At 58.4% G+C, this 23063-nt stretch carries 20 protein-coding genes; 12 read left to right on the top strand and 8 right to left on the bottom strand.

Annotation, left to right across the window (positions count from 1 at the left end; genetic code table 11):
• Positions 1-23 precede the first annotated feature (23 nt).
• Positions 24-1991: a maltotransferase domain-containing protein gene (locus tag WM42_RS01255; protein WP_062035284.1), complete on the bottom strand. Its 1968-nt coding sequence runs from the start codon at positions 1989-1991 to the stop codon at positions 24-26.
• Positions 1992-2082: 91 nt separating this feature from the next.
• Between WM42_RS01255 and WM42_RS01250 the strand changes: the two genes are divergently transcribed.
• From WM42_RS01250 to WM42_RS01215, 8 genes are read left to right on the top strand one after another with little or no spacing between them, the layout of a single operon-like run.
• The gene (locus tag WM42_RS01250) at positions 2083-2883 is read left to right on the top strand and encodes an ABC transporter ATP-binding protein (RefSeq protein ID WP_062039006.1); all 801 of its coding nucleotides are present in this window, start codon (positions 2083-2085) and stop codon (positions 2881-2883) included.
• Between the two features lie 12 nt (positions 2884-2895).
• The gene (locus WM42_RS01245; RefSeq protein WP_062035282.1) at positions 2896-3723 is read left to right on the top strand and encodes an NUDIX hydrolase; all 828 of its coding nucleotides are present in this window, start codon (positions 2896-2898) and stop codon (positions 3721-3723) included.
• The gene (locus tag WM42_RS01240; protein WP_062035280.1) at positions 3720-4859 is read left to right on the top strand and encodes a THUMP-like domain-containing protein; all 1140 of its coding nucleotides are present in this window, start codon (positions 3720-3722) and stop codon (positions 4857-4859) included. The genes WM42_RS01245 and WM42_RS01240 overlap by 4 nt, the downstream gene beginning before the upstream one ends.
• A 24-nt stretch (positions 4860-4883) precedes the next feature.
• The gene (locus WM42_RS01235) at positions 4884-5660 is read left to right on the top strand and encodes an electron transfer flavoprotein subunit beta/FixA family protein (RefSeq protein WP_062035278.1); all 777 of its coding nucleotides are present in this window, start codon (positions 4884-4886) and stop codon (positions 5658-5660) included.
• Between the two features lie 9 nt (positions 5661-5669).
• Positions 5670-6611: an electron transfer flavoprotein subunit alpha/FixB family protein gene (locus WM42_RS01230; RefSeq protein ID WP_062035276.1), complete on the top strand. Its 942-nt coding sequence runs from the start codon at positions 5670-5672 to the stop codon at positions 6609-6611.
• A complete protein-coding gene (locus WM42_RS01225) occupies positions 6611-7720 on the top strand; it encodes a cysteine desulfurase family protein (RefSeq protein WP_062035274.1) in 1110 nt (369 codons plus the stop codon). The genes WM42_RS01230 and WM42_RS01225 overlap by 1 nt, the downstream gene beginning before the upstream one ends.
• Before the next feature lie 59 nt (positions 7721-7779).
• On the top strand, positions 7780-8982 hold the full coding sequence (locus tag WM42_RS01220; protein WP_062035272.1) for an alpha/beta hydrolase: 1203 nt from the start codon (positions 7780-7782) through the stop codon (positions 8980-8982).
• Positions 8969-11275, top strand: a complete 2307-nt coding sequence (locus WM42_RS01215) for a bifunctional lysylphosphatidylglycerol flippase/synthetase MprF (RefSeq protein WP_235591284.1) — start codon at positions 8969-8971, stop codon at positions 11273-11275. Before WM42_RS01220 ends, WM42_RS01215 begins: the two co-directional genes overlap by 14 nt.
• On the opposite strand, the gene WM42_RS01210 is transcribed toward WM42_RS01215, so the two are convergent.
• Complete coding sequence (locus tag WM42_RS01210; RefSeq protein WP_235591283.1) at positions 11247-12200, bottom strand: HNH endonuclease signature motif containing protein; 954 nt, start codon at positions 12198-12200, stop codon at positions 11247-11249. The genes WM42_RS01215 and WM42_RS01210 overlap by 29 nt on opposite strands.
• 422 nt (positions 12201-12622) lie before the next feature.
• Here WM42_RS01210 and WM42_RS01205 point away from each other — a divergent pair, with 422 nt between their 5' ends.
• Entirely contained in the window at positions 12623-13723 is a 1101-nt protein-coding gene (locus tag WM42_RS01205) for a glycoside hydrolase family 25 protein (protein ID WP_082787603.1), read from the top strand.
• On the opposite strand, the gene WM42_RS01200 is transcribed toward WM42_RS01205, so the two are convergent.
• Positions 13704-14525, bottom strand: a complete 822-nt coding sequence (locus WM42_RS01200) for a spermidine synthase (RefSeq protein WP_062035262.1) — start codon at positions 14523-14525, stop codon at positions 13704-13706. The two genes, WM42_RS01205 and WM42_RS01200, sit on opposite strands and share 20 nt — an antisense overlap.
• A gap of 58 nt (positions 14526-14583) precedes the next feature.
• On the opposite strand from WM42_RS01200, the gene mnmA reads away from it, so the two are divergent.
• Complete coding sequence (gene mnmA, locus WM42_RS01195; protein ID WP_062035260.1) at positions 14584-15669, top strand: tRNA 2-thiouridine(34) synthase MnmA; 1086 nt, start codon at positions 14584-14586, stop codon at positions 15667-15669.
• On the top strand, positions 15669-16580 hold the full coding sequence (locus tag WM42_RS01190; RefSeq protein WP_062035258.1) for a uroporphyrinogen decarboxylase/cobalamine-independent methonine synthase family protein: 912 nt from the start codon (positions 15669-15671) through the stop codon (positions 16578-16580). Before mnmA ends, WM42_RS01190 begins: the two co-directional genes overlap by 1 nt.
• Here the strand turns inward: WM42_RS01190 and WM42_RS01185 are convergent, their stop codons facing one another.
• From WM42_RS01185 to WM42_RS01170, 4 genes are all read right to left on the bottom strand, one after another.
• Positions 16581-17711, bottom strand: a complete 1131-nt coding sequence (locus tag WM42_RS01185; RefSeq protein WP_062035255.1) for an ATP-binding protein — start codon at positions 17709-17711, stop codon at positions 16581-16583.
• 292 nt (positions 17712-18003) lie between these two features.
• The gene (locus tag WM42_RS01180) at positions 18004-19014 is read right to left on the bottom strand and encodes a serine hydrolase domain-containing protein (RefSeq protein WP_145915023.1); all 1011 of its coding nucleotides are present in this window, start codon (positions 19012-19014) and stop codon (positions 18004-18006) included.
• Positions 19014-19535, bottom strand: a complete 522-nt coding sequence (locus tag WM42_RS01175; RefSeq protein WP_062035253.1) for an ArsR/SmtB family transcription factor — start codon at positions 19533-19535, stop codon at positions 19014-19016. The genes WM42_RS01180 and WM42_RS01175 overlap by 1 nt, the downstream gene beginning before the upstream one ends.
• Positions 19536-19573: 38 nt before the next feature.
• Positions 19574-20245 (bottom strand): 3'-5' exonuclease, encoded by a 672-nt coding sequence (locus WM42_RS01170; protein WP_062035251.1) that lies wholly within the window; start codon positions 20243-20245, stop codon positions 19574-19576.
• Positions 20246-20299: 54 nt separating this feature from the next.
• Between WM42_RS01170 and ligA the strand changes: the two genes are divergently transcribed.
• Entirely contained in the window at positions 20300-22318 is a 2019-nt protein-coding gene (gene ligA, locus WM42_RS01165; RefSeq protein WP_062035249.1) for an NAD-dependent DNA ligase LigA, read from the top strand.
• Here ligA and WM42_RS01160 read toward each other — a convergent pair.
• On the bottom strand, positions 22308-22970 hold the full coding sequence (locus tag WM42_RS01160; protein WP_062039000.1) for an ACT domain-containing protein: 663 nt from the start codon (positions 22968-22970) through the stop codon (positions 22308-22310). The genes ligA and WM42_RS01160 overlap by 11 nt on opposite strands.
• Positions 22971-23063 lie beyond the last annotated feature (93 nt).

Raw genomic sequence — 23063 nt, 5'->3', positions numbered from 1 at the left:
ACCTAAATCGAAGGAGACAGGACTTAAGGTCGATAATCGTTGACGTCGCGCCAGGCAAGGCGGTCCAAGGAATGCGGGTCAGCCTGCGGCAGCACGAACAGATGGGCGACGTCGCGCATCGGTTCGAGTCGCACGAAGTTGCGGTTGGACCAGTTATAGGCGGCGCCGGTAATGGCATCGTGGACGGTGTAGACGTCACCGTCGGCCCTGCCGATCGCTTCCATATCTACGGTAACGGTGGCTTCTTGGGCATTGCGCGGATCCAGGTTGATCACGGCCAGGATCACGTTGCCCGTCGCAGGATCTGCCTTGGAGTAGGCAATGATTTTTTCGTTATCGACGTCGTGGAATTTGAGGTTGCGCAGCTGCTGCAGCGCGGGGTTCTCACGGCGGATGAGATTGAGCAGGCGAATATAGGATTCCAACGATGCGCCACGGGTAGCCGCCTCCTGGAAGTCGCGCGGGCGCAGCTCGTACTTCTCAGAGTCCATGTACTCCTCGCTGCCCGGCGCCACTGCCTCGTGCTCATAAAGCTCATAGCCGGAGTACACGCCCCATAGCGGAGACAGAGTCGCGGCCAAAGCCGCGCGGATAGCGAACATGGCCCGCCCGCCGGTCTGCAAAGACTCGTGCAGGATGTCAGGCGTATTCACGAAGAGGTTGGGGCGGCAAATATCCGCCTGATCCACGTGCATCTTGGCAAACTCGGTCAGCTCGTGCTTCGAGGTTTGCCAGGTGAAATAGGTATAGGACTGGGTAAAGCCTGCCTTTGCCAAGCCGAACAGCCGTGGCGCGCGGGTAAAGGCCTCCGCCAGGAAGATGACCTCTGGATGGGTCACGTGCACCTTGTCTATGAGCCAGGTCCAAAAGTTTGCCGGCTTGGTATGCGGGTTATCCACGCGGAAGGTGGTTACGCCCGCCTCGATCCAGATCATCACGATGCGGAAGATCTCCTTATAGATCGCGTCTGGGTCGTTGTCGAAGTTTAGGGGATAGATGTCCTGGTACTTTTTCGGAGGATTCTCCGCATAAGCGATGGTGCCGTCAGCCAAGACCGTGAAAAACTCTGGGTTCGTCTTGGCCCACGGATGGTCCGGTGCGGCCTGGAGCGCTAAGTCCAGCGCTACCTCGAGCCCCAGCTCCTGCGCGCGGGAAACCAGCTTTTTGAAATCATCCATCGTGCCCAAGTCTGGGTGAGTGGTGGAATGATCTTGAATTGCCCACGGCGAGCCGACGTCGCCTGGTTCAGCCACCACCGAGTTGTTCTTGCCCTTGCGGTGAACCTTGCCGATGGGGTGGATCGGCGGAAAATACACTGTGTCGAAGCCCATGTCTGCGACTCGCTCCAGCGCCTTGGCCGTGGTCTTGAAAGTGCCGTGGACTGGGTTGCCTTCTTCATCCCAACCGCCCGTAGAACGCGGGAAGAGCTCATACCAAGAGTTATAAAGCGCTTCTCGGCGCTCGACCAGTACCTCGTGGACCTCGCCTTCCACGAGCAGATCCCGTAAGGGGTGCGCATGCAGTTTCTTTGCCACGGCGTCGGAAAGCGCTGCCTCGACGCGCGAGGCCAGGTCCAAAGACTCATTCGCTAGCGACTTAGCAACATCGGGCATTCCCGCCCGCTCAAAAAGCTCTGCGCCGTGGAGGAGATCGTTGGAAAGCTCGGCGGCCGTCTGCCCCGCAGCCATCTTCTTTTCCACCGCATTGCGCCACGTTGCCATCGGGTCTGACCACGCATCGATACGGAAGAACCAGCGCCCACAGGTAAGCGGAGTAAACACACCATGCCTACGGTCAGGGTCAATTGGGTCTTGGTCCATGGTCACCGAGGAAACCGAAGGGGATTCGGTATTCCATACCGAAAGGGTTGCCGACACCGCATCATGGCCTTCCCGCCAGACCAACGCGGTTACCGGAACCACCTCATTAACCACGGCCTTAGTGGGAGAGAAGCTAGGACGGACATCATCGATGGCGAGGCGTGTAGTCATGCCCTTTAGAGTAGTGCAGCTGTGTCAGTTTCACCGGGCAACCAGAATTTCCGCCACAATATAAGACGTGAATGCTGTGAATAACGAAACAATGCCCGTAACCGACGAAGATTGGCTCATCGACTTTCGCGGCGTCGAGCTGCGCCGTGGCGGAAGAACCTTGGTGGGCCCAGTCGATTGGCAAGTAGAGCTCGACGAGCGTTGGGTCATCATCGGCCCAAACGGCGCCGGCAAGACCAGCTTGGTCCGCATGGCTTCTGCGGAAGAGTTTCCTTCTAAAGGAACCGCCTTTTTGATGGGCGAGCAGATCGGCAAGACCGACATGCGCGATCTGCGTGCCGCAATCGGCATTTCTTCCGCCGCAGTACAGCACCGCATTCCCGACGGCGAGCGAGTCGACGACCTCGTTATCTCCGCCGGCTATGCAGTCTTGGGACGCTTCCGCGAGGAATACCAAGACATGGACTTTAGCCGCGCCTTCGAAATTCTTGACCAGGTGGGCGCCCGCCACTTGGCCGAACGCACCTGGGGAACCCTATCGGAGGGTGAGAAGAAGCGTGTCATCTTGGCTCGTGCCCTTATGTCCAACCCTGAGCTACTCATTCTCGACGAGCCTTCCGCTGGCATGGACTTAGGAGGCCGCGAGGATCTCGTGGGTTACTTGGGCGATCTGGCAATGGATGCCGATGCACCAGCAATCGTCATGATTACCCACCACGTCGAGGAAATCCCTTATGGATTTACCCATGCGATGATCCTCGATGAGGGTAAGGTCGTGGCGAAGGGACTAATCAATACGGTCCTTACCTCAGAAAACCTTACGCAGGCTTTCCACCAACCAATTCAGGTGGATCGAATCGGTGAACGTTACTTCGCTCGCCGCATACGCTAAACGGAACTTTGCATGACCCGACCCATTCACGAGCGCCTTGACGCGATCGACCACAGCGAAACCACCGGTTTTAACGGTGGACGCTTGGCCGCTACCGTCCTGCTGCTGCGCGACGGCCAAGAAGGGCTCGAGGTTTGGCTCCAGGAACGGGTCTCCACGATGCGCAATTACCCGGGGCACGCAGTGTTTCCGGGCGGGGGAGTAGACCCCCGCGATTTCCCGCCAAGAATGTGGAGTTCCGGCGATCTCTGGGCGGGCCGCTCCGTTATTTCCTTGGCCCGTCGCATGGGCGTTACCAAATACAAGACCCATGCCTTGGTCTTCGCCGCCATCCGGGAACTCTTCGAGGAATCCGGTACCTTGCTCGCCGTTCGCGATGACGGAATCGTCTCCGACGCCTCACGCTATCACCGCGAACGCGTCATGCTGGAGACCCACGAGATTTCCTTTACCGAATTCCTCATGAACAACGGCATGCGCGCCGACGCCGACATGCTCATGCCGTGGTCTCGGTGGGCAGGCGAAGACTGCGGACAATGGTTCGATACCTTCTTCTTCATCGCCGTTCTACCGGAAGGCCAAGAACCAGACGGGGAAACCACCGAGGCTGCCGACGCCGGATGGTTCCCGCCCCGCCTCGTCCTCGACGGGTGGCGCGCCGGGCTGGTCCGCCTAGCCCTTCCCACCTGGGCGCAAATGCTGCGGCTTAGCAATTACTCCACGGTGCGAGAAGCGCTTGACGACGCCTCCTTCTCCGATCTTCGCCCCATCATCGGCGACCCAGAGCACGACCCGCGCTACCGCGAATTCTTCAGCACTCAACCCGTAGACAGAATATGAGTTATACCCTCGCCGAGATCGACTTCTTAATCCAGCACCAACCGGAGATAGCGGGACTTGACCTTGAATTCAGCAAGGCCTCCCAATTAGGCGACGTCGCCAAGCTCCAGCAAGAATTCGGTGAGCACGCCCGCGCCGTAGCCGAACTCATCAAAGCCCGAAACAGTAAAAAGCTGCCCAGTGACTGGCTTATGGACTCCGATTCCGTGCAGCAGGCCACCCCGCTCGAAGTAGCCAAACATCGTGCCGCTTTCTTGACAAGCCTGGGTGTCGAGCTCGTCCACGATGTCACCTGTTCCATCGGTACCGAGGGGGCTGCGTGGGCTCCAGGAAAATATGTAGGCTCTGACCTCGACCGGTCGCGCATCAAGATGGCGCAGCACAACACCCCGCATCCCTTCTTCTGCGCAGACGCTTTGACGCAGAGCTCAACGGCACCCGTTATCATCGCCGATCCAGCGCGCCGAAGCGGCGGCAAACGCATCACCGATCCCGCAAAGCTCCTGCCGCCGTTGCCCGATCTTCTGGCGGCACACGAGTGCGAACTCGCCGTCAAGTGTGCCCCCGGTCTCGACTTTTCAGATTGGCAAGGTTTAGTATCCGTCGCCAGCGTCGACGGCAACGTCAAAGAGGCCTGCCTGTATACACCCGGCCTGGGCGTTGGCCGCAGCGCAGTCATGATCAAAGGCGGAAAGGCTGATGTTCTCTCCAACACCGACTTCGACGAGGCCGACCTGCCCGAAGCCGACGACATTGGCACCTACATCATGGACCCAGACGGCGCGGTTGTACGCGCGGGGCTCGTGCGTCACTACGCCAAGCGCGAAGGCCTCCACCAGCTGGACCCGCGCATCGCTTACCTGACAGGGCAACGCATCCCGGCAGGCACGTCCGGATTTGAATTCATCGAGGCGGTGCCAGTCAAGAAACTCAAAGCCGCACTGCAGTCACACGATGCTGGCTCCCTCGAGATACTGGTCCGCGGTCTAGACGTCGACCCCGATCAGTTGCGGAAGAAGCTTAAGCTCAAAGGAAGCCGTTCCATGGCCGTCATCATGACACGCATCGGAACTAAGGGAATCGCGTTGCTGTGCGGACCACGAGTAGTATCGTCCGAGGATAATTACGCAACATAAATCTATCGGAAAGGGAAGTGTCCAATGCCCGCAATCGTGGCTCTGGTCAAACACGTACCGGATACCTGGTCCACCAAGTCCCTCGAGGAAGACCACACCCTCGACCGCACGAGCGTCGACAACGTCATCGACGAGGTCAACGAGTATTCCGTCGAGCAGGCCCTGCGCATCAAGGAAGCAAACCCAGACTTCCGCGTCGTCGCAGTGACCATGGGCCCCGCCGGCGCTGACGAAGCTTTGCGCAAGGCCCTTGCGATGGGCGCAGACGACGCAGTACACGTGCTTGACGACGCCCTTTCCGGCGCCGATGCACTCTCCACCGCCTGGACACTCAACGCGGCCATCAACACTATCGAGGACGTCCAGATCATCACCCTGGGCAACTACTCCTCTGATGCTTCCACCGGCCTGCTGGCTGGCCTGCTCGCTGAGTACCGTCAGCTCCCGGCGATGACCGAGCTGAAGTCCCTGAGCCTCGAGGGCGGCGTCCTGCGCGGTGTGCGCGAGGACGCTCACGGCCACTGGGAGCTGGAGGCAGCCCTGCCAGCCATCGCGACCTTCACCGATAAGGCCGATAAGCCGCGCTTCCCGAACTTCAAGGGACTCATGGCGGCCAAGAAGGCCGAGATCACCACCCTCGACGTGGCCTCCCTTGGCATCGATGCCGTGGCACCAACCACCACGGTGACAGCCGCCGCCCAGCGTCCTGCCCGCACCGCGGGTGAGGTCATCACCGAGCCGAATCCGCAGGAAGCCGCAAAGCAGATTGCCGACTTCCTCGCCGCGAAGAACCTTATCTAGGAGCCGAAAATGTCTCACGTATACGTACTTGTAGAGCACGAAGATAACGCCCTTAGCCCTGTTACCGGTGAGCTGATTACCGCAGCGCGTGCGCTGGGTACCGTTTCCGCAGTCGTCGTCGGCAAGCAAGCAGATGCCTTCGATTCCGAGCTGGCCGCCCTTGGCGCCGCACAGATCGTGCAGGCAAGCGCTGAGGACTACGAGCACCGCATCATCCTGCCCGAGGTCGATGCCCTGCACGCCCTCGCCGCCGCGAACCCAGCCCCAATCGTGCTAGCTGCGACCCCGACCAACAACGAGATTGCCGGCCGCCTTTCCGCGCGTCTGGCTTCCGGCGCCCTCGTCAACGTCGACGAGATTAACGCCGACGGCTCCGCGCACCTGACCATCTTCGGCGGTTCCTACGAGACTACTGCGACAGCATCTGGCGCGAGCCCGATCTACACCCTGCGCCCAGGCGCAATCGCCGCGGATCCGCAGCCGGTAGCCGCCGCTCCGGCGCCGATGCCCCTGCCGGCCGCAACTGCCAAGGACGTCACCGTCACCTCCTTTACCCCGCATGAGAAGTCTGCTCGTCCGGAGCTGACTGCCGCGAAGGTAGTTGTCTCTGGTGGCCGCGGCGTCGACGACAACTTCTCCACCATCGTGGAGCCGCTTGCCGACGCCCTCGGCGGTGCCGTCGGTGCCACCCGCGATGCAGTCGATCAGGGCTTCTACGACCCAGCACACCAGGTGGGCCAGACCGGCGTCACGGTTTCCCCGGATTTGTACATCGCGCTTGGCATCTCCGGTGCTATCCAGCACACCTCCGGCATGCAGACCTCCGGCACCATCGTTGTGGTTAACCAGGATCAGGACGAGCCTTTCTTCCAGATCGCTGACCTCGGCGTCGTTGGTGACGTCCACGAGATTTCCCCGGCTTTGGTCGCTGAGCTGGAGTCCCGCAAGTAATGTCGCACTACTTTGACTATGCGGCTACTCAGCCGATGCGCCAGGTGGCCATCGATGCGTGGGTTGCCGCCTCTGGCGCGGTAAACTCCGGCGCGCAGTATGCCTCGGGCCGAAAGGCTCGCTCCGTGCTTGACGACGCCCGCGAGAAAGTCGCGGATATTCTTGGCTGTGAGCCGATCGAGGTCATCTTCACTTCCTCCGGCACCGAAGCCGACAACATCGCCATCCAAGGCCTGTACCGTCTGGGCACCACCAACCGCGTGGTTTCGACTCCTATCGAGCACCCAGCCGTTCGCGATAGCGTTGCCCAGCTGCCGGATGCACAGGTCGATCTTCTGCCCGTCGATCGTTATTCCCACGTCAGCGACTTCTCCGCACTAGATACGCCTGCCGACGTTGCCACCTGCATGTGGGCAAACAACGAGACCGGTGCCATCCAGCCAGTTGCCGAGATTGTGCGCCGCGCAAACTTAGTTGGCACCCCAGTTCACATCGATGCAGTTCAGGTCACAGGCAAGCTGCCCATCGACTTCCACGAGCTCGGTGCTACCACGCTCGCGGCGAGCGCCCACAAGTTCGGCGGCCCACGTGGCATCGGCTTGCTGCTTGCAAAACGCAGCCCAGCCCCGCAGCCCATCGCTTTCGGAGGCGGCCAAGAAAGGGGCATCCGCCCCGGCACCGTGGACGTCGCCAGTGCTTCTGCTCTTGCGGCTGCGCTCGAGGAGTCTGTCTCTGAGATCGATTCCGAGACCAAGCGCGTCGGTGCTCTTCGTAACCAGCTGCGTGCCGGCATTCTCTCCAGCATCGACAACGTCATCCTCAATTGCGAGGAACCTATGTTGGCTTCGCACCTGCATGTGTCCTTCCCCGGCACCGATGGCGACAGCCTCATCATGTTGCTCGATTCCTTGGGCATCGAGGCCTCGACCGGCAGCGCCTGCCACTCGGGCGTCAACCGCATGTCGCACGTCCTTGAGGCGATGAATGTGTCCGACTCTGATGGAATCGGTTCGCTGCGTTTTACCCTTGGTAGGAACACAACGCCTGCCGACGTCGAGTACGTCCTGGCGCAGCTTCCCGACGTCGTCAAGCGCGCCCGCAGCGTATAAGTACCGACCTCCCAGGTACTTAACAGCCTATTTGGCCAGCGCAGGCCTATGATTTAGGAGTGAATTTCCTCCTTGGCCTGCCGCTGGCCGAACCCGTAAATGGGGCGATATATGCGGTCATCGTGGTTCTTTCCGCGATAGTTGTTGCATGGGCGCGCAAGATTGTGCCTGTTGTTTTGGCTTTGTTTATATCGGTTGGTGCCTGGTATTTCCTCCAGCATTGGGATATCCCTGCTCATGTCTTCGTCGCCTCTGGTATCTGCCTCGCCGCACTGCTGCGTAAGCCGAAACTTTCCACGACGCTCGCGGGCATCGCATCACTCGTTGCGGTCGTCGGGCTAGTCAACCTCGAGTACCAGACCTATTCCACGGTCGGTTCCCTCGATCCGCGACCGGTGGCCCAAACTATTCCCGCCTCCGAACTAGCCTCGCATGCGGGCAGTTCCGCCGGTCTGGTTCATCTCGACTTACCAAGCCAAGGATTCAAAGCCCGCGAAGCTACCGCCTATTTGCCGCCAGCCTATTGGAGCGGAAAGCGCCTGCCGGTGCTCGTTTTGCTCCATGGCAATCCCGGTGGCCCAACCCAGTGGTTTGGAACTGGCGAAGCCGCACAGACCGCCGATGAATTTCAGAAGGCAAACGGGGGAGTATCGCCCATCGTCGTAGCAGTTGACGCCACCGGTTCTGAAACCGCTAACCCTGTTTGCGCGGACTCTCAATCCGCCAAGGTAATGACCTATCTGACCAAAGACGTTCCAGCCCAGATCAAAAAGCAATTGCGCGTTGACGAAGACCAGTCGCATTGGACTCTCGGCGGCCTTTCCTACGGAGGTACCTGTACTTTGCAGGTTGCCACCAACCATCCCGAGGCCTTCGGAACGTATTTGGACTTCTCCGGTGAGGCGGAGCCGACCATCGGCAAGCATGCCGATACCGTCCAGAAGTTCTTTGGCGGAGATGAGCAAGCCTTCCAGGCGCAAAATCCGGCCTTCTTGCTGAAGAAAAATCGCTATCCCGGGCTCAGTGTCGTCTTCTTTGCAGGCGACAAGGACAAGCCCGCGATTGCTGCTCAAAACCAACTTGCTGAGCTCGTTCGCGGGGCAGGCGGAAAGACTTATGTCGGTGCTCTAAGCGGTGGCCACTCCTTCGGGGTGTGGCGCCCAGCACTGCGTCAATCCTTCGCTTTTGCTGCGCGCCGCGGGGGACTTACAGCCATCCATGACCCATTCCATGGAATCGAGGACAACGATGTTCATACTTAAGCAATTTCCCGTAACTTTGCTCCTGATTGTGGTCATGTGGGTTCTCCACTTCGTGGACAATGATTGGGTTGAGGCAACCGGTTTGACCACCGTCACAATTGGCGGATCCGTCGTTGTAACCTTCTTCGCCATTCTTTTCGGTGGCCCTGCCGAGCGAGTCTTGGGCAGCAGGAAATACCTCGTCGTTGGCCTTTTCCTTCAGTTTCTTTCGTTACCGATTGCCTTTTTCATCGCGCGAGGCGTCGAAGTATCGGGCCTGAACCGATGGGGCGACGATCTCCTCAACAGCTACCTCTTTACACCAATAGGCTGGATTTTCGGCTCTGCGATGTATGCCTCGGCGAAGATGCCGCGCCTGTGGAAGCGCCGTTTTCGGGTTATCATCCTCGTTCTTGCGTTCACGAACGTCTTTTATGCTGGTTCGATGGCCGACATCTTGGGACTTACCGCCGCGGTATTCGGCCTTTTTTTAGGCCTGTGGCGTCATCCGCGGGAGACCGCAAAGCCCTCGTTGCGCGAGCGGCGCGTGCTCGTAGCTTTCATCCTCATCGCGGTTGCCATTAGCCCGGTGCTGGTTGCTATCAATCCAATCGCCGAAGGCCCATTTTCCCTCCTCACCGAGCTGATGTGGGGGCCTGCGCTTTCCGACGTCGCGGTTGAGGTTCTCTGCACTCTCGACGAAACGTCCAGGGACTGTATATCCGCGGCTGACGTCGCACGCATGCATGGTGTCGGTCCCTTGCTTGCCAACCTCATGCCGCTGCTTATCCAACTTGTATTGTGTTTCGGGCTCGTGCGTGGCCGCCATGCTGCGTGGGTACTTTCGTGCCTCATCCAAGTTGCTTCCTTGGCCTTCCTGCTCGTTCAGCTGTGGGACCTAGACCAAGACGGTTTCTTCATCTACGGGCTTAACCTGTTTGAAGCCCTGTTGCCCTGGTTGTTCTGCCTCGCTGTGCTCATGTACTCCCGCCGGCTCTTCCAAGTTCGTGAAGCGCCGCAGATTATTAAAAAGCACGCGGCTTGGCTGGGCGGGGTATTCCTTATTTGTTCTGCCACCTGGTTGCTTTCTACCTTGTTGTTGAAGTCTGCCTTTGTGGGCGGGGCGTCGCTAAGCGCAGCGTTGGCGGAGTGGCCGTTGCGTTTCTTGCCTGTAGTAATAACGCTCGTCTCTCCCCATGAATTGGTGCCGGCAAGTGGATTTGGCTGGTTTGTCTATTCGTGGGTCGGCAACGTGTGGTGGCTGTGCGTCATTTGGGCGCTGTGGCGGTGCTTCTCCGCGCCCTCGGACCCGCAACGGGAATCGGACCGCTCGCGGGCACGGAAAATCCTGCAGCGCCGAACTGGCGACCACCTATCCTTCATGACCTTGTGGGAGGGAAACAGATATTTCTTCGCTGGCGATTCCTTCGTGGCATATCGCGCTTCCAATGGCGTTGCTTTGACATTGGGTGGACCGGTTGGCGATGACATCTCTCGCGAGTTCGAGGAGTTCGTCAAATCTCAGGGACTAACTCCTGCGTGGTATTCGGTGGCAAGCGATTTCGCGGTTTCTCATCCTGGATTGAAGCGGCTTCAGGTCGCGGACGAGGCGGTGTTGAGCTGTGAAAACACGGAGTTCAAGGGCAAGAAGTTCCAGAATATCCGCACCGCGCGAAATAAGGCAGCAAAAGAAGGCGTGAGAACCGTGTGGACCACGTGGGATCAACTCGATGTTGCTGTTGCCGCCGCTTTGGTCACGCTAAGCGAAGAATGGGTCGGCGAGAAGGCCCTTCCGGAGATGGGCTTTACTCTGGGAGGTATCGACGAGATGCAGGTTTCAGGTACTCGTCTCCTTTTGGCTCTAGACGATGATGGTCTGGTGCACGGCATGACCAGCTGGCTGCCGGTGCGGCGTGATGGGCAGTTGGTGGGCTACACCCTCGATGTGATGCGCCGTAATGAGCGAGGTTTCAAAGGGGTTATGGAGCTGTTGATTTCTGAGGCGCTCGTTATCGCGGCGGGTGAGGGCTGTGAATGGATTTCGCTTTCGGGCGCTCCGTTGGCAGGGACGACCGAAAATCCTTCGACCTTAGATTCACTGCTGATGAAACTCGGCGAGCAGATGGAACCGCTTTACGGCTTTCGGTCTTTAGCCGCAAGCAAGCGCAAGTTCCAGCCGGAGGAGCACAAGTGGTTCCTGTGTTATGAGGATGAGTTATCCCTCCCAGCGATTGGCCTCGCGGTGGTCCATGCTTACCTTCCGAATCTGAAGGCCACCGAGGCGCTTAAGGCACTTCGTCATTCAAACACTTAGCGTGCGCCTCCCTTCGCCGGGATTCCATGGCTTGGGCAAAAGTTTGTACCCAGTTGCGCTTCTTGGGAGCTAGCGGGCCGGTCGGCTCGTCATACTCCCAGTGCCCATCGTCGAAGAGCCAGACGATGTCTCCGGTGAGCGGGTCCATGATGTAGTTGGCTCGGCCATCGGTCTTGATGTTGTGATGGTGCTGGCAGAGGCTAGCCAGATTCGAGCCTGCGGTCGGTCCGCCTTCGGCAAAGTTGATCCGGTGATCTTTCTGGCAGTGCTGCGCGGGCCTGTCACAGTGTGGCATGCGACAAGTGCCATCGCGGCCTTCAACGAAAGCGCCGATGGTGGAAGGTGTGGTGTAGCTAGGGCTCTCCGCGGTAGCGGCCTTGGTCATGTCACGTACGACCTTTGGCTCGAAGGAATCAGCGATCTCGGGGGAGACCCAGCCGGCACCCTGGATGAAAGCGGGTGCATTGGGAATATCCGAGGCGCGGTACATATTCAGGATGACGATGGTCTCGGAGTTAGCCTCTCCGCGGATGAGCTTTTCGAGCGCTTCTGCAGGAGTTATCTCCAGTTTCTCGGCGGTGTTCTTTATGCGTTGGTCGAGCTCATAGGCAGTTACTGGTTCGTATTCGGCGCTAATGGCTTCTTTTCCACCGGGCACAGGGTAAGTGGAGTAAGAGTTGTTGGCTTCTTCCTCGCCCTTTTTAGGATCTATTTCTGGGGCGAGGAGTTTGATGAGGTCATGGATAAAGGTGCGGATGGCACGGCTAGAAGGCAAGACTTCTGCTGGGCTGGTGGGTGTGAAGAACTCACAAAGGGCTTCATCGACGCGTTGGAGAATCTCGGGAGTGGGTGCGCCTAGCTTGTTAAGGGCGGAGTCGATAGTGCACAGGCGTGTCATATCGAGGAAGTAGGAATCGAGCTGCATCGTACGCAGGCGTGGAAGTTCGCGTAGGCGATAGAGCGCGAAGGCGATGTTTTTAGTTTTGGTTTTCCCAAGGCCGGTATGTGTGGCCAAACTATGGATAACTAGTTCGATGTCTGAATCGAGATCAGGGAGGCTATTTTCCCATTGTTTGAACTCGAGCTTACGGATGTTGCGAGCTGAGGTTGCTAATGTGCTGGAAAGGTCATTTACAAGATAATATGCTTCCAATTTTCCATACCCCCGTTGGAATAAACTGCCTTGAAATCTTCATGCCCTCATTATATCCAGCCCACCGAACCCAATCAACAGAAACTCGAAAATATGTACGAATGATAAGGGAAGAGAAAACTGGGCAAAAATAAAAGCAAAGATACGCGTGTTACTAAAGGGGATTGTGTTGTTTCGTCGGTACAGTAGCGCGCATGACTTCATCTAAGGGAATGCGCAAGGCTATCGTCGCCGTTGTTGGTTCTGTGGCGCTTGCTGTCGCAGGCACGATGACAGCCGGCGCCTGGACCTCCGGTGCGACCACGGGTATCGATATTGCAAACCATCAGCACCCGGGCGGGGCTCCGATCAACTGGGGCGAAGTAAAGTCCGACGGCCAGTCCTTTGCTTTCGTTAAGGCGACCGAGGGCTCCGACTGGACGAATCCCCACTTCATCACCGACTCGAACGCCGCCGCAGCGAGCGGTCTGAAGGTTGGTGCTTACCACTACGCACGCCCGGCGTCGTCAGCCACGCGTCAGGCTGCACACTTCGCTGCACAGCTTGCGCTGGTTCCGAATCAAACGCTGCCGCCCGTGCTTGATATTGAGGTTGATGAAGGTCTTTCTTCGGCGCAGCTTGAACAGTGGATCCGTGATTTCACCACGGAGCTGCGCACGCTAACCGGCCGTACCCCGATGATCTATACCTATAAGTACTTCTGGATGGGGCAGATGGGGAACACCACGGAGTTCTCCGACATGCCGCTATGGCTCGCGGCCTACCAGGATGAGGCGCCGGATCCAGTCGGTGGCTGGAATAAGATTTCCTTCTGGCAGCGCTCCGGCTCTGGCCGCGTTAACGGCATCACTGGTCCGGTCGATATGAACGTCTTCAATGGTAGCGAGGGCCAGCTGGATTCCTTCAGCAACGGCAACTACCTGGACATCGGTGGCATCCTTGAGGGGCTTGTGCTTGGCGACGACGCGCCAGACCTGAGCTCCAACAGCGCACCGCTGATCGGCGCGATCCTCGCACTGGCAGCAGGCATCATTGCGAGCCCGCAGCTTATCGACGCCGCACAGCAGGCTGGCTTGGATGGCAACTCTGCGAGCGTCTTTACGGACTTCGTGAAGCAGCTGACCAAGAATGGTTCCTTGCCGATTGAGGACCTGGTTGGCATGGCCTCCGGTGACTTCACCGTCGGTGACCTTGCAATCCTTCTAGACAACGCCGGCCACGTTGCCACCGCGAACGGCGCCAACCCGAACCAAGTCGAGCAAGCGCAGGACGCCGTTAATCAGCTCGCGCAGTAGCGCCTTGCATGAAGTTAATGGTCCACGCCTCGTCCTTATAGTGGGCAGGGACCGCGCCAGATAACAGTGACTTTGCCAGTTGTGCGGCTTCCACGGAGCCGGCAGCTGGCATTTCGCGATCTGAGGCGAGAAGAACGATGTTGCCGTAACGCCGTCCCTTGAGCATCGGGGGATCCGCGATTACGGCCACGTGCTCGAATACCTCCTTCATCCCGGCCAATTCCGACTTTGCGATTTTGAGATCTCGGTGATCTCCGCAATTGGCAACGTAGAGTCCTCCAGGCGCCAAGGCGTGGCGGACCGATTGAAAGAACTCGCGGGTAGTAAGCGGATGCGGGGTCTTGTCGCCAGCGAAGACATCGCGAATAATTACGTCGCGGCTAGCGGGTGCGAAGCCATCGGTGACCGCGCGAGCTTCGCCGGCGCGGATTTTGACGGTGGGGGAACGGGGGACGTCGAAAAGCGTGCGTACTAATTCGCCGAGCTTGGCATCGAGTTCCACTACGGTATGGCGGGACTTGGGCCAAATGCTGGCGAAATAGCGAGGGAGCGAGCAGCCTGCACCACCCAGATGTGTCATGCGGAGGGTATCGGGTGCCACTGGCAGAAGCGTTTCGACTGCGGTGGCGATCCAGCGCATGTACTCAAACTCGAGGACTTCCGGTGCGCCCAACACGATGTGGCTTGAAGGTACTCCATTGACCATGAGTGTGTATCCGTTATCGTGGTACTCGTCCGCCACCACCTCCGCGGTGCCGGTAGAAATTTCGTAGGTGCCAACGAGATCGTCCTTTTTGCGCATGCATTTAAGCTTAATGGGTTGGAAGAGTAAGCTTGGCCGCCGAAGAAAAGGAGTTTAAGTGCGAGTTCTCGTAGCGATGTCAGGCGGAGTCGATTCCTCTGTGGCCGCGGCCCGCGCCGTGGAAGCAGGCCACGATGTGGTGGGAGTGCATTTGGCACTGCACAAAGACGCACAACAAACCCGCGAAAAGGCCAGGGGTTGCTGTTCCTTGGAGGACTCTGCAGACGCACGTCGCATCTGTGACAAGCTGGGCATTCCTTTCTACGTTTGGGATTTTTCCGAGCAGTTTAAGGAAGAGGTCATCGGGGACTTCGTGGATTCTTATGCCCGCGGCGAGACGCCGAATCCGTGCCTGCGCTGCAACGAGAAGATCAAGTTTCGCGCGCTACTCCAAAAAGGTATGGCGTTGGGCTTCGATGCGGTAGCGACGGGCCATTACGCCACGCTCGACGACGCCGGCTACATGCGCCGTTCCAAGGATGAAAACAAGGATCAGTCTTATGTTTTGGGCGTTATTTCCGCGGAGGAACTAGAGCATTGTTATTTCCCGATCGGCGATACCCCAAAGCCGCAGATTCGCGAGGAAGCGGCCCGTCATGGCTTTTCCACGGCCAAAAAGCCTGACTCCTATGACATTTGCTTTATTCCGGATGGCAATACGCAGGCATTTTTGGGCTCGCGAATTGGTTTGCGTCCAGGCATGATCGTGGACCAGGAGGGCCAGGAGCTCAAGCAACATGACGGTGCATGGAACTACACCATCGGTCAGCGCAAGGGCCTTGACATCAAGGAACCGACGGCAGACGGACGCCCGCGCTATGTCACCGACATCGATGCAGCGAGCGGCACCGTGACCGTGGGTTCGCGCGAGGACTTGGCGGTGACGAGGATTCAGGCAGATCGCTTGAAGTATCTGCACCCGGCCATGGACGGCGAGCTGGAATGTGAGGTCCAGGTTCGCGCGCACGGGTCGGTTGTGCCTTGCAAGGCGTTTGTGGACCGCGAGGGCGACAAGATGACGCTGGAGCTAAAAGAACCGCTCTCCGGTGTGGCACGCGGCCAGGCCGCAGTGCTGTACCTGCCAAGTCCCGATGAATTGGGGGATATCGTCCTCGGTTCCGGCACCATCTGTGGGACAGCATAGTGACGGGATTCTCGCTGGGTCCGATGCGTGGGGTGTCCATGACGGAGGCCGCCGACATCGTGATGGGCGAGTCTGGACATCTGCCGGCGATTCCGCAGCTTCCGGAGCGTGGGCTTGGTGCGGATGCCGTGGGTTCTACGGCCGCGCTTTTAGAAGCGGTCAACGTTGACCGCGGCCCACGCGCGTGGCAGATGACCCAGCGCCCTCAGCTTATGATGCGACGCACATGGGATCTGTGGGAGCGTGATTTGGACGCCATCCAAGAGGTATGGGGCGAGTCTGTTCCCGTTTTAAAGATGCAGGTTTTGGGGCCGTGGAGCTTAGCAGCGGCGGTAGAGCTTGCGAATGGACACCGCGTGCTTTCCGACGCCGGTGCTACCCGCGATCTGCATGAAGCCCTGCAGATGGGCATCGGGGAGCACGTGAAGAAGCTGGTGCGTCGCTTCCACGGTGAGGTGCGGGTGCAGGTGGACGAGCCTTTGCTTGGCGACGTCCTTACTGGAAAGGTCCCCGGTACCACCGACTTTGACGAGATTCGCGCGATCCCAGCGGAAGTTGCTCGGGAGAAGCTCAAGGAGCTGGGCGCGGATTACCTAGTTGCGGGGCCGCACTGGGAAATCGCCGATGCCGCGGAAACATTCGTGACTGACTTCGTTGGGCTCGACACGGCAAAGAACATCGATGGTCTTGGCGAGTTCTTAAGCGAAGGCAAGCGAATCGGTTTCGCAATTGCAGGCGTCGATGCGCGGGCAGAAGCAGTGGCTGTGGCCCGGCACTTTGACCGCATGGGAATGCCACGTGAGCTGCTGGTGGATGCGGTAGACGTGGTGCCAAGGGAGGCGTCGGCAAGCACGCTGCGCTCGGTCGTGGAGACGGCGGGAATGTTGGTGCGCGACGCCGGTGATCTATAGCTAGTCGACCCTGCCGAGCTTGTCGGTGGAGTTGAAGAAGCACTCCATGTAGGGGATGACGAATTGCAGCTCGCCGTGGGCGGCGGGCTCGATGAGGTCGGCGTCGATAAGCCTTTGGCGCGTTGCCGAAAGCGAGCGGACCGTGCGGCCTTGGCTTTCTGCAATCTCCGTAATCGTGGCGATGCCATCAACGGAAGCGTTAGACATCGAGTCAAGGAACTGGCGCTGAGCAGGAGGCAGCGAGGACGCGGCAGGCAAGTGCACTTGTGTGCACAGGATGGAAATGGCTTCGTCGGCAATGCTGTCTACGTCTGAAGCTGCAATCTTGGTCTCGTCGCGTGCGTTTGCGCGCTCCCAAGCCAAGGAACCCACCAGCTGCACGAGGTATGGGTAGCCCTTCGACAGCTCGACGGCCTTGCTGATGGCCTCCTCTGAGAAATTAAGGCCCGAGTCAGCTGCGGTGGCAGTAAAGGCTTCGGCGGCGTTGCCTGCAGAAAGCGGACCTAGAACGAATCTTTGGGCGCGGCGCAGGAAAGTAACGCCGGGGAGATCGAGCAGGCGGTTGACGCCTTGCGGCAATCCGGCGGCGACAAAGGAAATGTCGAGCTCATCGCGCAGGAGATCCTGGTAGGCCACTGCGATAGAAGTGAGGTCTTCTACTGAGGCGTCTTGCACTTCGTCGATGCTGAGCAGAATTCCGACCCCGGATAGTTGGGCGAGGAGATCGCGGAGGCGGGTATTTAGCGTGGGCTTATAAGGCTCATCCGTGTTGTGCTCCAGGCCGATTGAGCCGACCCCGCCGATGCCGATGCGGTTGATTTTCCGCTTGTCGCGGGGCGCGAGTTGCTCGATCAACCGCGGAATGGTGGTCTCGACGAGCTCCTCGACCATGTTGGTGCGCCCAGAAGCCCGAATGCATATCCAGCCTTGTGCTTTCGCAGAATCTTCCAGTTCATTGAGTAGAACTGTCTTTCCGATACCGCGTGCACCGCTGACGATCATCGTGCGAGCGGAGGCGCCGGCTGGGGACTGCAGAGCATTGCGGAATGCATCGAGCACAGCAGTACGGCCCACCCAATAAAGAGGCGGGACTCCGAAGGTGGGGCGGAAAGGATTACTGCGGGTGCTCATAGACGGCAAGGCTACCTCAAACAAGGAGATTTGGGAGACTTTTTGGCGGCCGGAGATTTGGGAGACTTTCTACGAAAGGCCACTTTTCCAGCATAAAGTGCCGTCATGGCTACCAAAGCGTACCACCAGAACACGCTGAGATCGGAGTTCCAAGGCAGGGTTCGCCCAAGAAGAGCAACGACAATGCAGGTTATGCAAACGTCGACTATGCGGTTTGTGGATACTGTTTTAGTTCTCACGAGGTGCCACGCAATGTTCAGCAGAAGACCGATAATTACTACAAGTGAAAACATCAATCTAGCTCTCCAAAAATAGTGCGAGCGAGTTCTTCAGTTCCCTTCTCAGTGTCATTTGAGACGAAGGCTACTTTTGAACTTTGTGGATCGATAATGAGCATTGTCGAATATCCGTAAGTGCCTCCGTTGTGCCAGTAACCAGCGGGAACTGGGGCCTCGTTGTCTTGCCAGCCATGCTGGAAGTCGCCATGTTCGATGAGCCAATTGGCGAACAAGCTCATGTCTTTGGGCGTTGACCGAATACCGCCGGCGGCGCCACTTGCTGGAAATTCCCAGGGTTGAGCCTTTTGTCCGCGACTGGTGTAGCCACGCGGGGCATCGGAAGGAACGCTGCCTGGGGTCATGAGGTAAGTCTCCTGCATTCCAATCGGTGCAAAGATTTTCTCTTGCAGCAGTTGTTCGAAAGGCTTACCGGAAGCCTCTTCCAAGATGAGCCCGAGAAGTCCGTAGCCGAGGTTGGAATAATTCTCTTCGCCGCGACCTGCGAGGTCGGAGGAAGTGGCGGCATCGATGAGTTGCTCTTTAGTTTCTTTCGCGTAGGGGTTGCCTCCTGTGAGCATGGTGGAGATTCCGGTAAAGGGATTAGTTACAGCGAGTCTTGGTAGCCCAGATGTGTGCTCCATTAGCTCTTCGATGCGCACATCGCTGATAGGAGAATCGCCGGTATCAAGAAACTGACCAACCCTAGCGTCGTATTTGAGGTTGCCTTCAGAGACCTCTTGGCGGATGAGTTCCGCGGTGAACATCTTGGTTACCGACCCGATTTCGACTTCGGTGTGCTCATCGGCGCCAAGGCCTGCGAAGGAGGTCTCGCCGTTCGCCAGTGTAAAGGCCGTCAGATTGTGGTGTCCGCGCTGCGCATTGTCACGCAGCTTCTGGGCTAGGTCGGTTGAGCCAGTGGCCTCGGTTGCCAGGGCAATGCGGTGAGGGCCTACCAGGACAAGGCCGGATGCCACGAGAGCAGTGACCAGGAATCCGATTGCGAGTTTGCCAATGGAAAAGTTCATTAGTGCGCCTCCGCCGCCGTGATGATTATCATGAGGGGGATGACGCGGGTCGGCCGGATTTCGAAGGTGCCGGACTTGGATTTGGCGATCCAACCGGCGCTGCTTAGTTCGTTGAGGTGGTGATATGCGGTTCCTGTGGAGCTAACCAGGCCCTCCTGTACAAGGTCGTTGGCGCTGGCGGGCGCACATAGGAGGCGACGCAGGATCTCCGCGCGGGTGGGATGTGCGATGGCGGTAAGACGCTTGATGTTTTCTTCCCAAGACTCGTCGGTGACGAATTGGGTGGGGCGCTGCCATTGGTATTTGTACTCGCGATTGCCGATGGTGATGTCGCCGCCAAAGATGACGGAGCCGTCGGGAATGTCGGGCCCTTCTTCGAGGGCCTCGACGAGCCAGTAGCGGGAATCGGAGGTGGGTGCTGGGGGCGGAGCGGCCGAGTTCTGCTCTTCGAGAGCCTCGACACGAGCCTCGAGGGCGGTGAGGCGGGCTTCGAGTTGGCGTGCGGAAGTTTTGGAATCCATAATTCTAGAATTCCATAATTTTAAAAACCTTGCAATGTTTAGCCAATCATTGGCCAAGCGGTGGAGATGTCGCTGGCATCTTTACCCTGACCTTCCAAGTACTTCTTGAAGGATTCACGGTCCTTGTACCATTCGACTGCTTGGTACTCCATGAGCTCGTCGGTGCTCATTTGGGATAGCTCGGGGTAACGCTGGCGAACCTGCATCCACGCGATGCGGGCTGCGGCAAGGGCGTCGGAAGTCGCTTCGTGCGCGTTTTCGAGGGTGACGCCGTAGTGGGCAGAAACGTCGCCAAGCGTGCGCTTGCCCTTGCGCCACTTATCCTTGACGCGATCAACCACGAAAGGATCGAAGACAGGGCCGGTGACGGTGAAATCACCGGTGAGCGCGCGCAGGACGGAGAGATCGTAGGCGGCGTTGTAGACGATGAGGGTGAGGCCATCTTCCCACGCCTGCTTGATGGAGCGGACGGTCTCTTCGAGGACTTCGTCATGCGGTTGGCCCTCGGCGCGGGCCTTCTCAGTGGTGATGCCGTGGACCTTTGCAGCGGCCTCAGGGATTTCTACGCCTGGGTCGGCGAGCATTTCGCGTTTGTCCACTTCACGGCCATCAATACGGACCAATGCAGAGGTGACGATTCGTGCTTCTTTTGGGTTTACGGAGGTGGTTTCGAGGTCAAAGGAGAGCATGCGGCTGGCGTCGAAGTTCATGTGGAACACTCTAGCGCTTCGGCCAGACATGGAGTCTGGCTAGACTGTTTCACTGTGACTAATCCAGTAGATATTCAACGCGAATGGTCCGAACTAGCGCAGGAAGTGCGCAAGCACCGGGAGCTTTATTACAACGGTGAGCCCGCGATTCCAGATGCAGATTTCGACAAGCTTTTCCAAAAGCTTCTGCAGCTAGAGGCAGAGCATCCGGAGTTGGCAGTTCCGGATTCTCCGACCCAGCAGGTCGGCGCGACCCCAGCCGAGGGTGCGGATATTGAGCACCTAGAGCGCCTCTACAGCTTGGATAACGTCTTCGATGAGGCAGAGATGCAGGATTGGCTGGATAGGACTCCGGCGAAGTCCTATCTGACTGAGCTGAAGATCGACGGACTTTCCATTGATTTGGTTTACCGCGGCGGCAAGCTTATTACGGCTGCAACGCGTGGCGACGGCCGCGTGGGTGAAGACATTACGGCGAATGCGCGGGTCATCCCAGATATTCCGCATGAGCTAAGCAACAGCGATGAATATCCCGTTCCAGAGCTAGTGGAAATCCGCGGCGAGGTGTACATGCGCCCTGACGAGTTTGCGGAGATTAACGCGGCACGCCGCGAAGACGGCAAGCCGACGTTTGCCAATCCGCGCAATGCAGCGGCAGGTGGCTTGCGCATGAAGGACCCGAACGAGGTCAAGAAGCGTCGCCTGCACATGGTCTGCCATGGCATCGGTGCCCGTGAGGGCTTTGAGCCGACCTCCCAGCATGATGCGTACAAGGCGCTGGAGGCTTGGGGGCTGCCGGTTTCGCCATATACAAAGAAGGTTAGCTCGGCTGCAGCCGTGCAAAAGGAAGTGAAGTATTGGGCAGAGCATCGCCATGATGCTTACTTCGAGATGGATGGTCTCGTGGTCAAGGTCGATGACTTGGCTTCACAAAGGGCGCTGGGCGCGACGTCGCGTGCGCCGCGCTGGGCCATCGCGTACAAGTACCCGCCGGAGGAAGTGACCACGAAGCTGCTGGACATCGAGGTCGGTGTGGGACGTACCGGCAGGATTACGCCGTTTGCAGTGATGGAACCGGTATTCGTGTCTGGTTCGACGGTGTCGAAGGCAACCTTGCACAACCAGTTCGAGGTCAAGAACAAAGGCGTGATGATTGGCGATACCATCGTTATCCGCAAGGCCGGTGAAATCATTCCTGAGGTGCTGGGGCCCGTTCTCGAACTGCGCGACGATAGCGTGCATGAGTGGGTGTTCCCGGAAAACTGCCCATCCTGTGGCACGAGGTTGGCACCGCAAAAAGACGGCGACCAAGACTGGCGTTGTCCCAATACGCGCAGCTGCCCGGCACAGCTTTCCGCCCGCCTGGAGTATTTGGCTTCTCGCAAAGGTATGGACATTGAGGCCTTGGGTGAGAAGGCCGCCATTGACCTCATCGAGTCGGGAGTGCTGGTCGACGAGGCGGAACTCTTCGATTTGGATGAGGAAAAGCTGCTGCAGTCTTCTGCCTATACGACCAAAGCGGGCAAGCTCAACGCGCAAGGCAAGAAGCTGTTGAAGAACTTGGAAAGCGCGCGGCAGACTGACTTTTGGCGAGTGCTTGTTAGCCTTTCGATCCGCCACGTTGGCCCGATTGCCGCGCGTGCATTGGCGACGCGTTTCGGTTCGATGGAGGCGCTGCGCGCGGCGTCGGAAAGCGAGCTCGCGGATACCGACGGCGTAGGCGGGATTATCGCGGCGTCGTTTAAGGCCTGGTTCGAAATCGACTGGCACCGCAACATCGTGGAAAAGTGGGCGAATGCTGGCGTGACTATGGAAGATACGGTCACCGAAAAACTAGAGCAGACGCTCGAGGGGCTTACCATCGTCGTGACCGGCACCCTGGAGGACTTCTCCCGCGACTCGGCGAAGGAGGCCATTATCGCAAGGGGAGGAAAGGCTTCTGGCTCGGTGTCTAAGAAGACCGACTACGTCGTGGTTGGTGAGAATGCCGGCTCGAAGGAAACGAAGGCGCGCGATCTGGGCCTGACCATCTTGGATGAGGAGGGCTTTAAGGAGCTGTTGGCTACTTCCTAAGGAAAGCACCCAAAATCGTGCCGAGATTGCCCAAGTGGTCTACCTCGGAGGCTAGGTAATCCGGCCCGCCGACGCGGCCCATGACGATGACGTAGTTGGTGCCAACCAGTGGTGCTGCGGCCAGCGCAGAATCGAGAAGTGACCAAGACTCGGGGATCCACTCCTCGCGGTCTGGGTTCAAGATTCGGGCGGTGTCGACGTCAATGCTTTCGGGGATGGTGCCGTCGTCGGCGGGAGCGGCATCGGAGCCAACCACGCGGCTGATGGGGGCATTGTTGTTGATTACGATGGCCCAGTTAGAGGTAAGTGCCTTCGGGATTGCGGCGCATACTTCCTGCATAGCGGCGGTGACGTTCTTCTTGGAAGCGACGTCGGCAAGCAAGCTAATCTGGCCGCGGCGATCGACGCGGCCGCTGAAGGGGCGGATCGAATCGATATCGACGCCGTCGACGCCTTGGGCGGCGGTGATGATTTCATCGGCCATTGCGCCCTTGGGTAGCTCAATCACGATGTCATCCATGACTGAACCATCGGGGAAGTTTTCCACGATGTCGACGGATTCGATATTGGCGTTGACGTTGCCTAAAGCGTCCGCTAACTTGCCTAAGCTACCGGGGGTATCGGGAAGGAGGACACGGACGAGGAAGGACATTTTTAACTTTCGGTCGTAAGAATAGTTTTCACTATCGTACAAGCCCAATTCCACAGTGTTCAATAGAAATTTTCTGGAAAACCGGAATTAAAT

The sequence above is a fragment of the Corynebacterium simulans genome, from assembly GCF_001586215.1.
Taxonomy (GTDB): Bacteria; Actinomycetota; Actinomycetes; order Mycobacteriales; family Mycobacteriaceae; genus Corynebacterium; species Corynebacterium simulans.
The sequence above is the reverse complement of the archived record's forward strand: the minus strand, read 5'-3'. Positions and strand labels throughout refer to the sequence as shown.